Annotated in this window: 14 protein-coding genes; 6 read left to right on the forward strand and 8 right to left on the reverse strand. The window is 70.4% G+C overall.

What is annotated here, in order from left to right:
* Positions 1-346: 346 nt before the first annotated feature.
* A complete protein-coding gene (locus tag OCS65_RS26010) occupies positions 347-1,099 on the reverse strand; it encodes a Fic family protein (protein WP_185713948.1) in 753 nt (250 codons plus the stop codon).
* Between the two features lie 204 nt (positions 1,100-1,303).
* On the opposite strand from OCS65_RS26010, the gene acs reads away from it, so the two are divergent.
* Entirely contained in the window at positions 1,304-3,241 is a 1,938-nt protein-coding gene (gene acs / locus OCS65_RS26015; RefSeq protein WP_029547218.1) for an acetate--CoA ligase, read from the forward strand.
* A gap of 71 nt (positions 3,242-3,312) precedes the next feature.
* On the opposite strand, the gene OCS65_RS26020 is transcribed toward acs, so the two are convergent.
* Entirely contained in the window at positions 3,313-4,686 is a 1,374-nt protein-coding gene (locus tag OCS65_RS26020; protein ID WP_006945544.1) for an MFS transporter, read from the reverse strand.
* A 197-nt stretch (positions 4,687-4,883) separates the two neighbouring features.
* On the opposite strand from OCS65_RS26020, the gene nhaA reads away from it, so the two are divergent.
* From nhaA to OCS65_RS26035, 3 genes are read left to right on the forward strand one after another with little or no spacing between them, the layout of a single operon-like run.
* Positions 4,884-6,101 (forward strand): Na+/H+ antiporter NhaA, encoded by a 1,218-nt coding sequence (gene nhaA, locus OCS65_RS26025; RefSeq protein ID WP_044476468.1) that lies wholly within the window; start codon positions 4,884-4,886, stop codon positions 6,099-6,101.
* A complete protein-coding gene (locus tag OCS65_RS26030) occupies positions 6,098-6,598 on the forward strand; it encodes a phage holin family protein (protein WP_006945547.1) in 501 nt (166 codons plus the stop codon). The genes nhaA and OCS65_RS26030 overlap by 4 nt, the downstream gene beginning before the upstream one ends.
* Positions 6,599-6,606: 8 nt before the next feature.
* Entirely contained in the window at positions 6,607-7,551 is a 945-nt protein-coding gene (locus OCS65_RS26035; RefSeq protein WP_006945554.1) for an alpha/beta fold hydrolase, read from the forward strand.
* A 12-nt stretch (positions 7,552-7,563) separates the two neighbouring features.
* Here OCS65_RS26035 and OCS65_RS26040 read toward each other — a convergent pair whose 3' ends face one another.
* From OCS65_RS26040 to nth, 4 genes are read right to left on the reverse strand one after another with little or no spacing between them, the layout of a single operon-like run.
* Entirely contained in the window at positions 7,564-8,754 is a 1,191-nt protein-coding gene (locus OCS65_RS26040) for a MarP family serine protease (RefSeq protein ID WP_006945555.1), read from the reverse strand.
* The gene (locus tag OCS65_RS26045) at positions 8,751-9,449 is read right to left on the reverse strand and encodes an NUDIX hydrolase (RefSeq protein ID WP_006945556.1); all 699 of its coding nucleotides are present in this window, start codon (positions 9,447-9,449) and stop codon (positions 8,751-8,753) included. Before OCS65_RS26045 ends, OCS65_RS26040 begins: the two co-directional genes overlap by 4 nt.
* Positions 9,446-10,069: a TlpA family protein disulfide reductase gene (locus tag OCS65_RS26050; RefSeq protein WP_006945557.1), complete on the reverse strand. Its 624-nt coding sequence runs from the start codon at positions 10,067-10,069 to the stop codon at positions 9,446-9,448. Before OCS65_RS26050 ends, OCS65_RS26045 begins: the two co-directional genes overlap by 4 nt.
* A 37-nt stretch (positions 10,070-10,106) precedes the next feature.
* A complete protein-coding gene (gene nth / locus OCS65_RS26055; RefSeq protein WP_037201375.1) occupies positions 10,107-10,901 on the reverse strand; it encodes an endonuclease III in 795 nt (264 codons plus the stop codon).
* Between the two features lie 72 nt (positions 10,902-10,973).
* Here nth and OCS65_RS26060 point away from each other — a divergent pair, with 72 nt between their 5' ends.
* Both OCS65_RS26060 and OCS65_RS26065 read left to right on the forward strand, forming a co-directional pair.
* Positions 10,974-11,243, forward strand: a complete 270-nt coding sequence (locus OCS65_RS26060) for a hypothetical protein (protein WP_029547213.1) — start codon at positions 10,974-10,976, stop codon at positions 11,241-11,243.
* Positions 11,244-11,441: 198 nt separating this feature from the next.
* Complete coding sequence (locus OCS65_RS26065; protein WP_003935274.1) at positions 11,442-12,116, forward strand: Crp/Fnr family transcriptional regulator; 675 nt, start codon at positions 11,442-11,444, stop codon at positions 12,114-12,116.
* A gap of 62 nt (positions 12,117-12,178) precedes the next feature.
* Here the strand turns inward: OCS65_RS26065 and OCS65_RS26070 are convergent, their stop codons facing one another.
* Positions 12,179-12,967, reverse strand: coding sequence for an MBL fold metallo-hydrolase (locus OCS65_RS26070; protein WP_006945563.1), 789 nt, complete (start codon positions 12,965-12,967; stop codon positions 12,179-12,181).
* Between the two features lie 67 nt (positions 12,968-13,034).
* Positions 13,035-13,514 (reverse strand): RidA family protein, encoded by a 480-nt coding sequence (locus tag OCS65_RS26075; RefSeq protein WP_006945565.1) that lies wholly within the window; start codon positions 13,512-13,514, stop codon positions 13,035-13,037.
* Between the last annotated feature and the right edge of the window lie 5 nt (positions 13,515-13,519).

Below are 13,519 nucleotides of genomic sequence, written 5' to 3' on the forward strand. Positions count from 1 at the left end.
GGAAGGCCAAGAGCGAATCGGAAGAGAAGGTTCGATCTCCCGACCGGAATTCCCAGCACGGACACCGAGCACCCACGCGGAGCCGATGCCACTATAAGGGCAAAAGTGTTGTGGGCTTGCGAGATTCGGGTCTTCGAAGGCGAACACCCCGCACCCGTTGCGAGGACGAACCAGCGATATCCGAACCCTCGCCGAGGCCAGTGACACACAACCCATGCAGCACGCTTGGTAACTCGGCAGTCCGTGCCGGCGGGCGACGCCACCGAAGTCATTCGGCGACGTCGCCCGCTTACATGTGGTCACCTGCATGAAAATCGGTGACACGCTTGACGATTCACGCTCCGGATCATCCTCCGGCGAAGGCGTCCGCGATCGATGTCGCCTCGCGCGCGCCCGCTTCCAGCCCGCCGCAGCAGAAGACGATCCAACCCCCGACGCCCTCCGCGGTGCCCGACTCGAAGCCCGCGAGCCCGTCGCGGTAGACCTGGGCGCGACGCATCCAGCTCACCTCGGGAACACCGAGATTGTGCACGTCCAGCCCGCTCGCGACCGACACGAGGCGGGACGCCGCCCGGGCGATCACGCCGTCGGCGACACCGAACGGGCGCAGCACCGCCAGCTCGCCGTGCACCACCGCGGCCAGCACCGGCGCCGGCGCCCGGGTGCCTCCGGTCACCAACTGGGCGAGCGCGTCGAGCCGCTCCCCCACGCCCGGTTCCGTGCGAGGCCGGCCCAGCGCCTCCGACTCGTCGACGAGGTCGGCCGCCGCGAGCAGGTGCAGGCGCGCAAGGGCCTGCAGGGGCGCGCGCTGCCAGGTGGACACCATGACGGCCAGGCCGTCGCCGTCGAGCGCCTGCGCCACCCGCAGCGCACCGGCCAGGATCGGATCACCCGCCTCCCCCGGCGGCGGCAGCTCCATCGATCCGCCATCGAGCGCGGCGGAGGCCCGGGCCGCCCGAACCGACGCCTCGGCGGCGGTGTTCGGCCAGCCGCGCCGGTTGGTCCTGTGCCGGTGCACCTCGGCGAGGGCATCGCGCGCCCGGTCCGCGGCATCGCGCACTCCGGGCAGGTCGAGCAGGGGCTGCAAGGGGTCGGTCACGGCATCCGACGGTACCGGCCGTTGCCGACCACCCGCGCCCGCGGTTCCACTGGCCGCGGAGGCCGACCGCCCGTCGCGCGGGACCGACCGATCGTCGAAAGTGACCAGGTTGCAGCCGGATGCAACGGTGCGATGTCGGTCACAGGTGACTACCCTCACAGGTGCCCGAACTGTTTGGACCGACCGGAAAGAGGCCCCGCAACCATGACGAGCGCAGCGCAGGACCACGAACAGCAGGTGTACCCACCGAGCCCCGAGTTCGTCGCCACCGCCAACGCCGGTCCCGAGTTGCAGGCCGCCGCAGACGCCGACCGGCTCGGATTCTGGGCGACGCAGGCGCAGCGGCTGGACTGGGCCACCGAGTGGTCCGAGGTGCTGGACTGGTCCGACGCGCCGGTGGCGAAGTGGTTCGTCGGCGGGCAGCTCAACGTCGCCTACAACTGCGTCGACCGGCATGTCCTCGCCGGCAACGGCGACCGCGTCGCCATCCACTTCGAGGGCGAGCCCGGCGATTCGCGCGCGCTGACCTACAACGATCTGCTCGCCGAGGTGTGCAAGGCGGCGAACACCTTCACCGACCTGGGCCTGGTCGCCGGCGACCGGGTCGCGATCTACATGCCGATGATCCCCGAGGCGATCGTGGCGATGCTGGCTTGCGCCCGCCTCGGCCTGACCCACTCGGTGGTCTTCGCCGGGTTCTCCTCGCACGCGCTGCGCTCGCGCATCGACGACGCGCAGGCCAAACTCGTCGTCACCGTCGACGGGCAGTGGCGCCGCGGTCAGGCCGCCCCGCTCAAGCCGGCCGCCGACGAAGCTGTCGCCGATGCGGCGTCGGTGCAGCACGTGCTGGTGGTCAAGCGCACCGGCATCGACGTCGACTGGACCGAGGGACGCGATCTGTGGTGGCACGAGACGGTCGACAAGGCCTCCGCCGAGCACGAGGCGCAGCCGTTCGACGCCGAGCACCCGCTGTTCATCCTCTACACCTCGGGCACCACCGGTAAGCCCAAGGGCATCATCCACACCTCCGGGGGCTACCTGACGCAGGCCTCCTACACCCACCACTACGTGTTCGACCACAAGCCCGGCCGCGACGTGTACTGGTGCACCGCCGACATCGGCTGGGTCACCGGGCACAGCTACATCGTGTACGGGCCGCTGAGCAACGGCGCGACCCAGGTCGTCTACGAGGGCACCCCGAACTCGCCGAACGAGCACCGGCACTTCGAGATCATCGAAAAGTACGGGGTGAGCATCTACTACACCGCCCCGACCCTGATCCGCACCTTCATGAAGTGGGGCCGGGACATCCCCGACGCGCACGACCTGTCCTCGATCCGGCTGCTGGGCTCGGTCGGCGAGCCGATCAACCCCGAGGCGTGGCGCTGGTTCCGGGAGGTCATCGGCGCCGGCCAGGCCCCGATCGTCGACACCTGGTGGCAGACCGAGACCGGCGCGATCATGATCTCCCCGCTGCCGGGGATCACCGCCACCAAGCCGGGCTCGGCGATGGCGCCGTTGCCCGGCATCTCCGCCAAGATCGTCGACGACAACGCCGTGCCGCTGGGGGCCGGCGGCAACGGCTACCTGGTGCTCGATCAGCCGTGGCCGTCGATGCTGCGCGGCATCTGGGGCGACATGGACCGCTACAAGGACACCTACTGGTCCCGGTACGCCGAGGAGGGGTGGTACTTCGCCGGCGACGGCGCCCGCTACGACGAGGACGGGGCCCTGTGGGTCCTCGGCCGCGTCGACGACGTCATGAACGTCTCCGGACACCGGATCTCGACCTCGGAGGTCGAATCCGCGCTCGTCGGGCACCCGGCCGTCGCCGAGGCCGCCGTCGTCGGTGCCGCCGACGAGACCACCGGCCAGGGCATCGTCGCGTTCGTCATCCTGCGCGAGGGCGTGACCAACACCGGCGATCAGCTCATCACCGAGCTGCGCAACCAGGTCTCCACCGAGATCTCCCCGATCGCCAAGCCCCGGCAGATCTCGATCGTGCCGGAACTGCCCAAGACCCGCTCCGGCAAGATCATGCGCCGCCTGCTGCGCGACGTCGCCGAGGGCCGCGAGCTCGGCGACACCTCCACCCTGGTCGACCCGAAGGTCTTCGAGGCGATCCGCGCCCAGGGCAAGTAGGCAGCGGAGCTGCCGGTGCGTCCTTCGGGTTGTCGTAGCCGCCCGAAGGACGCACCGGTCGCGAAGCGGCCCTACACCTCCTCGAGGTGGCGGTCCTTGGTCTCGTGCATCACGAGCAGCGCGACGAAGGTCAGCGCGGCGGCCACCAGCAGGTACACACCCACCCAGCCGACGCCGTAGGTGGTGGCGAGCCACGTCGCGATGAACGGGGCGACGGCCGCGCCGAGGATGCTCGAGACGTTGTAGGCGATGCCCGAACCGGTGTAGCGCACGTTGGTCGGGAACAGTTCGGGCAGCACCGCGCTCATGGGGCCGAAGGTGAAGCCCATGAGGATCATGCCGATGATCAGGAACAGGAGCATGCGCGGTTCGCTCATGCCCTCCGGGGCGAGCAGGATCCCGAAGGTCAGGCCGAACACCATGATGGTTCCGGTGATGACCAGCAGCGTGATGCGGCGGCCGTGGCGATCGGCGAGACGACCGGACACCGGGATCGCGGCCGCGAAGAACAGCACGGCGACGAGTTGGAGCACCAGGAAGTCCGAGTACTGGAAGCCGGCGCCGGTGCCGCCCTGGGCGGGGGTCTTGCCGGTGCCGTGGCTGAGCACCCAGGTCGTCATGATGTAGAAGAGGGTGTACGTCGCGAGCATCACGAACGTGCCGATGATCAGCTGACGCCAGCTCGTCCTGAACACCTCGGCCAGTGGCGTCTTGACCTTCTTGCCCTCGGCGACGGCCTGGGCGAACACCGGGGTCTCCTCCAGCTTGAGCCGCACGTAGAGGCCGATGATCACCATCACGGCGCTGAGCAGGAACGGGATCCGCCAGCCCCACGTCAGGAACGCGCTGCCCAGGTCGGGGTCGGCGTTGTCGTGGTTCAGGAACAGCGTGATGATCAGGAACAGGCCGTTGGCCAGGAAGAATCCGATCGGCGCGCCCAACTGGGGCCACATGGCGGCCCAGGCCCGCTTGCCCTTCTCGGCGGTCTCGGTGGCCAGCAGCGCCGCGCCGCTCCATTCGCCGCCGAGGCCGAGGCCCTGGCAGAAGCGCATCAGTGCGAGCAGTGCGGGGGCCAGCAGTCCCACCTGGTGGTACGTCGGCAGGATTCCGATGAGGAACGTCGCGATGCCCATCGTCAGCAGCGAGCCGACGAGGGTGGCCTTGCGGCCGATGCGGTCCCCGAAGTGGCCGAACAGGATCGAGCCGACCGGCCGGGCGACGAACGCGAGACCGAACGTCGCGAGCGAGGCGAGCAGGGCGGTGGTGCCGTTGCCCTTCGGGAAGAACAGGTGCGGGAACACCGACACGGCGGCGGTCGCATAGATGTAGAAGTCGTAGAACTCGATCGAGGTGCCGACGGTGCTCGCGACGATGATGCGGCTGCGCGGTACTCCCGCGACCAGCGATCCGTCCCGGCCGGCGGTGTTGTCGAGGGAAGTGCTCACGAAACCAGCTCCAGAGAATCACATGATGGGAATCGATCCCAGTTGCTAGGAAAGTGAACACTTCCTTTCCCGAGCGAATCAAATCGGACATCGGTCGTCCGGGGTCTGCGACGGCTACGATTCGTGCCGGGATACGCCGGGACGTCCGTTCGGCGGCGCTCCCCGCGTACCCCGAATTCGCGAATCGAAAGGCCTTCGTGAACCAGCCACTGCGCTCGGAACTCACCCGGTACCTGCGTACCGAGACCGTCGGTGGCGCGATCCTCCTGGTCGCCGCCGCCGTGGCCGTGCTGTGGGTCAATTCCCCGCTCGGACACGCCTACGAGGCGCTGCGCGACTTCCCCCTCGGGCCGGAATCACTGCACCTGAACCTCACCGTCGGCACCTGGGCGCAGGACGGCCTGCTCGCCGTGTTCTTCTTCGTCGCCGGACTCGAGCTCAAACGCGAGCTGGTCGTCGGTGAACTGGCGGACCGTAAGAGAGCCCTGCTGCCGGTCATCGCCGCGTGCGGCGGCGTGCTGCTCCCGGCGCTCATCGCCGCCGCGGTCGGGTGGGGCAGCCCGGGCATGGACCGCGGCTGGGCGATCCCCGTCGCCACCGACATCGCTTTCGCACTCGGAGTCCTCGCCCTTACCGGTTCCCGCATCCCCACCGGCGCGCGCGTCTTCCTGCTCAGCCTCGCCGTCGTCGACGACCTCATCGGAATCGCATTGATCGCCGTCCTGTTCACCACGTCCATCGCGGCACTGTGGCTGCTCGGGACCGTCGCGTGCGCTGCCGCCTACTGGTACGCCCAGCACAAGCGGATCACGACCTCGTGGCTGTATGTCCCACTGGCGCTGCTCACCTGGTACGGCATGCACGAGGCCGGCATCCACGCCACCATCGCGGGCGTCGTACTGGGCCTGCTCACCCGCGTCCGCACCGACCCGGGCGAGCGGCAGGCACCGGCCGAACGGCTCGCCCACGACATCCAGCCCTGGTCCGCCGGCCTGTGTGTGCCCCTGTTCGCGCTGTTCGCCTCCGGCGTCCCCATAAACGGTGAGGTCCTCGGTGACGTGTTCACCAGCCCGGTGGGCCTGTCCGTCCTGCTGGGCCTGCTGATCGGCAAGACCGTCGGCATCTTCGGCGCGTCCTGGCTCGCGATCCGCGTGGGCGTGGCCACCAGGCCGACCGGGCTGGCGTGGCAGGACCTGCTGGCACTCGCCGTGCTCGGAGGCATCGGATTCACCGTGAGCCTGCTCATCGCCGACCTCTCGCTCGCCGGTATCGACGGCGGGGCGCCCGCGGAGATCGCGAAGGCGTCCGTCCTCGTCACGTCACTGATCGCCTCGGTGCTGGGATCGACGCTACTGTTACGGCGTGGGCGAGCCCACCGTAGTCAATACGAACCAACTGGAGGGGTCGACAATTGAGCGTGACGAACGGGAACCGGAAGCAGGGTGACGGGGTACCGACGAGCATCTCGTCCATTCCGCTGACCGAGGTGCGCGCCCGCACTCCTCAGGAAGCGAGCATCGGAGACCTGGTCCGCGATGCCACGGCACAGGTCTCGACGCTGTTCCGCGCCGAGGTCGAACTCGCCAAGGCCGAGGTCACCGGGGAGGTGAAGAAGGGCCTGCAGGGCAGCCTGTTCTTCATCCTGGCCTTCGCGGTCCTGGTGTTCAGCTCGTTCTTCTTCTTCTTCTTCCTCGCCGAACTGATCGACATCTGGACGCCCCGCTGGCTGGCGTTCCTGATCGTCTTCCTCATCATGGTCGTGGTCACGGCGATCTTCGCCCTGATCGGCTACCTGCGGGTGCGCAAGCTGCGCGCCCCGGAGAAGACCATCGACTCGCTCAGGCAGGCCCGTACCGTCCTGCCGCAGCAGCACGACGCGGAGCCGGCACCGGGCCCCCGGCACGCGCGCTGACCCTCCACATGCAGGGCACCGTGTCCCTCCCCGATCCGTCCACGGTCCGGTACCCCGGGCCGTGGACGCACCGCGACATCCACGCCAACGGCATCCGCCTGCACGCCGTCGAGGCCGGCCCGTCCGGCCCCGACGCGCCGCTGGCGCTGTTCCTGCACGGGTTCGCCGACCTGTGGTGGTCGTGGCGCCACCAGCTCACCGCCTTCGCGGACGCCGGATACCGCGCCGTCGCCGTGGACCTGCGCGGCTACGGTGACTCCGACAAGCCGCCGCGCGGCTACGACGGCTGGACCCTGTCGGGCGACGTCGCCGGCCTCATCCGCGCCCTCGGCTGCTCCGAGGCGACGCTGATCGGACACGCCGACGGCGGGCTGGTGTGCTGGGCGACGGCCGTGCTGCACCCGCGGCTCGTCCGGGCGATCGCCCTCGTGGACTCGCCGCACCCGATCTCGCTGCGGGACGCGGCGCTGCACGACCGCGCGCAGCGGTCGGCGCTGCTGCCCACGTTCCTCGCCTACCAGGTGCCGTGGCGGCCCGAACGCAAGCTCGTGCGCGACGACGGGTGGGAGATCGAACGACTGCTGCAGGCCCGTTCCGGCGCGCGGTGGCAGCAGTCGGACGAATTCCGGGAGGTCGCGGAGCGGATGCGGTCGGCCATCCGGATTCCCGGCACCGCGCACTGCACGCTCGAGTACCAGCGCTGGGCGTTCCGCAGCCAATGGCGGCCGGACGGACGCCGGTTCATGGCCGCAATGGACAAGACGCTGACCCTGCCGGTCCTGCAACTGCACGGCACGCTGGACCCGTACGTGCTGCCGGCGACCGTGCGCCGGTGCGTCCGCCACGCTCCGGGCCGGAAACTGCTCATGATCGACGACGCCGGGCACTACGCCCACCAGGAATGCGCCGACGACGTGACCGCCGCGCTGCTCGACTTCGCCGCCGGACTGTAGGGACGCCCCGGCTCAGGCGATGCACGTACCCGTCGCCACCGCCGCGAAGGAATCGTCGGCCAGCTCCAGCTGACTGCTCACCTCCGCCGCGGTCAGCACGAACCCGGTATCGCTGTTGTCCACGGCCGCGCCGAACACGACGCCGAGCACCCGGCCCTGATCGTCGACGAGCGGCCCGCCGGAGTTGCCCTGACGAATCGAACCGCGGACGGTGTACACCTCCCGTTCGACGGTGCCGGAGCGGTAGATGTCCGGCCCCTGCAGGTCGAGTGTCTCCCGGATCCGTGCGGCGCTCGCCGTGTACGGGCCCCCGCCGGGATATCCGAGGACGAGGGCGTCCTGACCCGAATCGGCGGGCGCGGGCGCGAACGCGAGCGGCGCCACGTCGAGTCCCGGCACCGAGAGGATCGCGACGTCGACGGCGGGATCGAAGAGCACGACCTCGGCGTCGAGCGCCCCACCGAGCGTCTCCACCGACACCGCCGACGTGCCGGCGACGACGTGCGCGTTGGTCATGACGCGTTCGGGCGCGACGACGAACCCGGATCCCTCGAGCGCACGCTGGCAGCTCGGCGCGACGCCGTTGATGCGCAGCACACTCGGGTGCAGGTCGAGCGCGACGGGACTGGCGAGCACGCTCGGGTCCGGCGGCTCCACCTCGGTGATGGGCGTGCGGCCGAACGGCCCGATCACCTCCGGCAGGCCCGAGGTGTCGAGCAGCGCCGAGAACTCCTTGGGGACGCCGCGCAGCCAGTCCGGGGCCAGCACGTCGACCGTGGCCAGCACCCGGGAGCCGCGTACGGCGGCCGAGATCTCCGGTTGCGACGACGCGGTGAGCGGAATCGCGAGCAGCCACGCCGCGACCAGCACCGCCACGGCCTGCAGACCGGCCCCGACCACGCTGTCGACGCCCCGCGCGACGGGGCTGTGCATGTTGCTCCGTGCCGCCCGGCCGAGCACCATGCCCGCGACCTCGCCGATGATGACGAGCACGACGATGAGCGCAATCCCGGCGAGGATCCGCATCCGTCCCTCCTCGACGTGCACGAGCACGTGCGGGGCGATGAGGATGCCGGCGACCGCGCCGAGCACCACGCCGAGGAACGCCAGCGCAGACGCCACCGCGCCCTGTCGCAGGCCCGACGACGCGGCCACGAGCACGACCAGCAGGATGAGCACGTCGATCCATCCGGACGGTGTCACGGTTCGACCACCCCTGTCTCGAGCTCGGCGAGCGTGACCTCGAAGTCACGGATGTCGGTGTGGTCCCACTCGATCTCCCAGCCCGACACCGCGAACAGGCCCGCCAGGATCCCCGCCGTGAACCCCCACACGAGCATGTCGTCCACGAGGAAAGCCGGTCCCTGGTAGCCGCGCTCGTGCCGGATCTGGAAGCGGTTGTCCGGATCGAGCAGGTCGTGCAGAGAGACCCGCACCACCCGGACGGCCTCGCGGGGATCGACCACCCCGATGGGGGTGGGCTTCTCCCAGAAGGCGACCACCGGGGTGACGTCGAACCCCGACGGTGGGATGAAGATCTCGGGCAGCACCGTCAGCGGACGGACGCCGGCGGGGTCGAGGCCCGTCTCCTCCTGCGCCTCGCGCAGCGCGGTCGCGATCGGGCCGTCGTCCTCCGGGTCGGCGGCGCCACCCGGGAAGGCGACCTGCCCGCTGTGCTGACGCATCGTCGGCGCCCGCTGGGTGAGCAGGACATCCGCGTCGGCGGGCAGACCGCCCCGCGCGAGGGGATCGGGTTCGGACGAGCCACCGAACAGCACGAGCACGGCCGCCGGACGGACGGTGAACCCGTTCGGTGCGCGGCGGTCGAGCACCGGGTTGACCTGGTGCGGATCGCTCGGCGCCACGGTGGACACGCGGCGCAGCCAGTACGGCGTCATACCTTCACCCCCAGGTGGTTCTCCACGGCTGCGGCGACGTCGTCGGCGCTGCGGAACGGCTGAGGCAGCACCTTCGCGACGGAACCGTCGGGCCGGATCAGCACCGTCACCGGCAGCACGGGTGGCGACTGCACCGCTGCCTGCACGCGCGCGGACCCGTCCTGCACCCCCGGCAGCCGTACGGCGTACTCGGCGAGCCGGGACAGGGCGTTGGCCTCGTTGGGGTCGGTGTGGACGGTGACGACCGCAACCGCGTCACCGGCACGCTGCGCGTACTCCTGCAGGTAGGGCAGTTCCTCGGCGCACGGCCCGCACCACCAGGCCCACAGGTTCACCAGCGCGGGCCGGCCCGCGAGCGCGGCGGCCAGATCGACGCTGCTGCCGTCGCCGAGGCACTCGAACCGCAACCCCGCGAGGGGCCCGGCCCCGTTCCCGGCCGGGGCCGGGCAGGGCTCGAGCGCCGCCGCGGCACGCAGCGGCGCGAGGGATTCGGGGGTGTCCTGGGCGCGGCGGTCCACCGGCGCCGCGGTCGGGCGACCACCGTCGGCGGCCGGCGCCGGGTCGTCGGCGTCGCGGGGCCAGATCGCGACGATCAGGGCCACCACGACGACGAGGGCCACCAGGCTCCAGCGGCCTGCGCGGGTCAGTTGCACCGGGTCACCGTCCGGCCAGTTCGAGCAGGTGCTCGGTCTCCGGTCCCTTCACCAGCGCGGCGGCGGTCACGGGGTCGGTGGGTCCGATGCCGTAGGACGGGCAGTCCTTGGCCAGCACGCAGATGCCGCAGGCGGGTTTGCGGGCGTGGCAGACGCGCCGGCCGTGGAAGATCACCCGGTGCGAGAGCAGGGTCCATTCCTTGCGGTCGACGAGCGCGCCGACGGCGTGTTCGATCTTGACGGGGTCGGTTTCCTCGGTCCACTTCCAGCGGTGCACGAGACGCTGGAAGTGGGTGTCGACGGTGATGCCGGGGATGTCGAACGCGTTGCCGAGGACCACGTTGGCGGTCTTGCGGCCGAATCCGGGAAGTGTGACGAGATCCTCGAGGCGGCGCGGTACCTCGCCGTCGAACCGCTCGAGCAGGGCCTGTCCGAGGCCGATCAGGGAGTTGGCCTTGTTGCGGTAGAAACCGGTGGGCCGGATGTACTCCTCGAGCTCGGCCCGGTCGGCCTCCGCGTAGGCGCGGGCGTCCGGGTAGCGGGCGAACAGGGCCGGGGTGACCTGGTTGACCCGCACGTCGGTGCACTGCGCGGACAGGATCGTGGCGACCGCCAGCTCGAGCGGCGTGGTGAAGTCGAGTTCGCAGTACACGTGGGGGAACGCCTCGGCGAGCCGCCGGTTCATGCGGCGGGCCCGCCGCACCAGGGCGAGCCTGCTCTCGGGTTTCCGCTCGCCTCCGGACACGCGTCGTCGGCGCACGTCGGGACTCTCGGACGGGGTCGCATGCACCTGCTCCACTGTACGTACCCGGCCGGTCGCGGATTCGGCGCTGTGTCGCTTCTGAGACCTTTCTTGTGTTTACTTCCCGGTATGCAAGCTCTTGCTGTCGTACTCTTCCCCGTGCTGCTCATGCTGTTCGCATTGGCGATGGAGCGGGTCGAGTCCCGGCTGAGCCGTCTGTCCGTTCGCCAGCAGGAGGTCGAGGAGTTCCTCGACAAGGCGAGCCACGACGACGTCGCCACCCTGGCCAGGGAGGGATTCCCCCACGCTCTCGCCCGGTTCCACCGCCGTCGGCGGCGGGTCCTCGTCATGGAGCTCGACGATGCGGAGTCCGACATGGGAGCGCGCCGCGCGAGCTGATATCGGGACGCATCGGTAGGATGCGTGGGCGTTGCTGCAGGAACGGCACGGCAGCTGTCGTGGTGTCAATCACTCATGCCGAGTGCGCGCACAGTAGACTTCGTTTCCGTACGCGTTGCAGGTGGCCTGTCCGGGCGCCCGTGGACGTCGTGCAGACCCGGCAGCATGACGACGAGAATTTTCCCCAAAGGAGCGCACGTGGACGACGTCCTGGCCAGAGCAGGCATCTTCCAAGGAGTCGAACCCTCGGCGGTTGCGGCGCTGGTCAAAGAGCTTCAGCCGGTCGATTTCCCCCGCGGACATGTCATCTTCAACGAGGGTGAGCCGGGCGACCGCCTGTACATCATCGTCTCCGGCAAGGTGAAGCTCGGCCGCCGCTCGCCGGACGGCCGCGAGAACCTGCTGACCATCATGGGCCCGTCCGACATGTTCGGTGAGCTGTCGATCTTCGACCCGGGCCCGCGTACCTCCACCGCCACGACCGTGACCGAGGTCCGGGCCGTGAGCATGGACCGCGACGCCCTCAAGGCCTGGATCGACCAGCGCCCGGAGATCGCGGAGCAGCTGTTGCGCGTGCTCGCGCGCCGTCTGCGCCGCACCAACAACAACCTGGCCGACCTGATCTTCACCGACGTGCCCGGTCGCGTCGCGAAGGCTCTGCTGCAGCTCGCGCAGCGGTTCGGCACCCAGGAGGCGGGCGCGCTGCGCGTCACGCACGACCTGACCCAGGAGGAGATCGCACAGCTCGTCGGCGCCTCCCGCGAAACCGTGAACAAGGCGCTCGCCGACTTCGCCCACCGCGGCTGGCTGCGGCTCGAGGGCAAGAGCGTGCTCATCTCCGACTCGGAGCGCCTCGCCCGCCGCGCGCGGTAACACCCGTTCCACGAATCGAGGCCGGTGCATCGTCGATGCACCGGCCTCGATCGTTCGGGAGGTCAGGCGAAGCTGCGCAGGTACTCGAGCTGGACGTTGACCGACTTCTCCGCGACCGGCCATAGCGACGGGTCCACGTCGGCATACACGTGCTCGACGACGGACCGCGGCGTGGCGTCGTCCCCCAGCACCCGCAGCGCGGCCCGCACCTGGTCGAGCCGCTCCTCCCGATGGTCGAGGTAGCCGCGGGCGATGGTCTCCAGGTCGGGCAGGTCCGGTCCGTGCCCGGGCAGAACGGTGTAGCCGGCGCCGAGGTCGATCAGCCGGCGCAGCGACCCGAGGTAGTCCCCGAGGTCGCCGTCGGAGTCGTCGAGGACGGTGGTGCCCCGACCGAGGATGGTGTCGGCGGTGAGCACGCTGCGGTCGTCCTCGAGGACGAAGGACAGCGAGTCCGCCGTGTGACCCGGCGTGGCGAGTACCCGGATACGCAGTCCGGCCGCCTCGATCACCTCGCCGTCGGCCAGGCCCGCTCCCCCGCCGTGCCGGTGCCGGGCGTCCACGGCCCGCACCGCGCTGCCGGTGAGTTCGGCGAACCGTCCGGCGCCGTCGGTGTGGTCGCCGTGCCGGTGGCTGACCAGGGTCAGCGCCACGGGCACCCGGGCGACGCGCGCGAGGTGCGCCTCGTCGAGCGGGCCCGGATCGACCACGACGCACTCGTCGCTGCCGGGCGCCCGCAGGATCCAGGTGTTGGTGCCGTCGAGCGTCATCATCGACGGGTTCTCCGCCAGCACCACCGCGGCATTGGCGGTGACCTGTCGCAACTGCGCGTACGCGGGGTGAACCAGCGTCATGATCCGGCCTCCTCCGTCGGAAGGTGTGGGGTGCGTCCCACTCTAGATCCGGCTCACCCCGCGCCCGTCAGCGCACCTCGGCGATGATCTCGACCTCGACGGGAGCGCCGAGCGGCAGTTCGGCCACGCCGACGGCGGAGCGGGCGTGCACGCCCGCCTCCCCGAACACCTCACCGAGGAGCTCGGACGCGCCGTTGATCACACCCGGCTGGCCGGTGAAGCCCTCCGCCGAGGCGACGAAGCCCACGACCTTCACGATGCGGACGAGGTTGTCGATGCCGACGAGGCCATCCAGCGCGGCCAGCGCGTTGAGCGCGGCGATACGCGCCGCGGACTTGGCGGCCTCGGCCGAGACGTCGGCGCCCACCTTGCCGACGAGACCGAGCGTGCCGTCGACGAACGGCAGCTGCCCCGAGGTGTAGACGTGGTCACCGGTGCGGACGGCGGGAACGTAGGCGGCGACGGGTGCCGCCACCGGCGGCAGGCTCAGACCCAGTTCGGCGAGCCGCGCCGTCCAGGTCCGCCCCGCGGAATCCTCTGCTGCCACGCGGC

It is taken from the genome of Rhodococcus aetherivorans (genome assembly GCF_025722975.1).
In the GTDB taxonomy this organism is placed as follows: Bacteria; Actinomycetota; Actinomycetes; order Mycobacteriales; family Mycobacteriaceae; genus Rhodococcus; species Rhodococcus aetherivorans.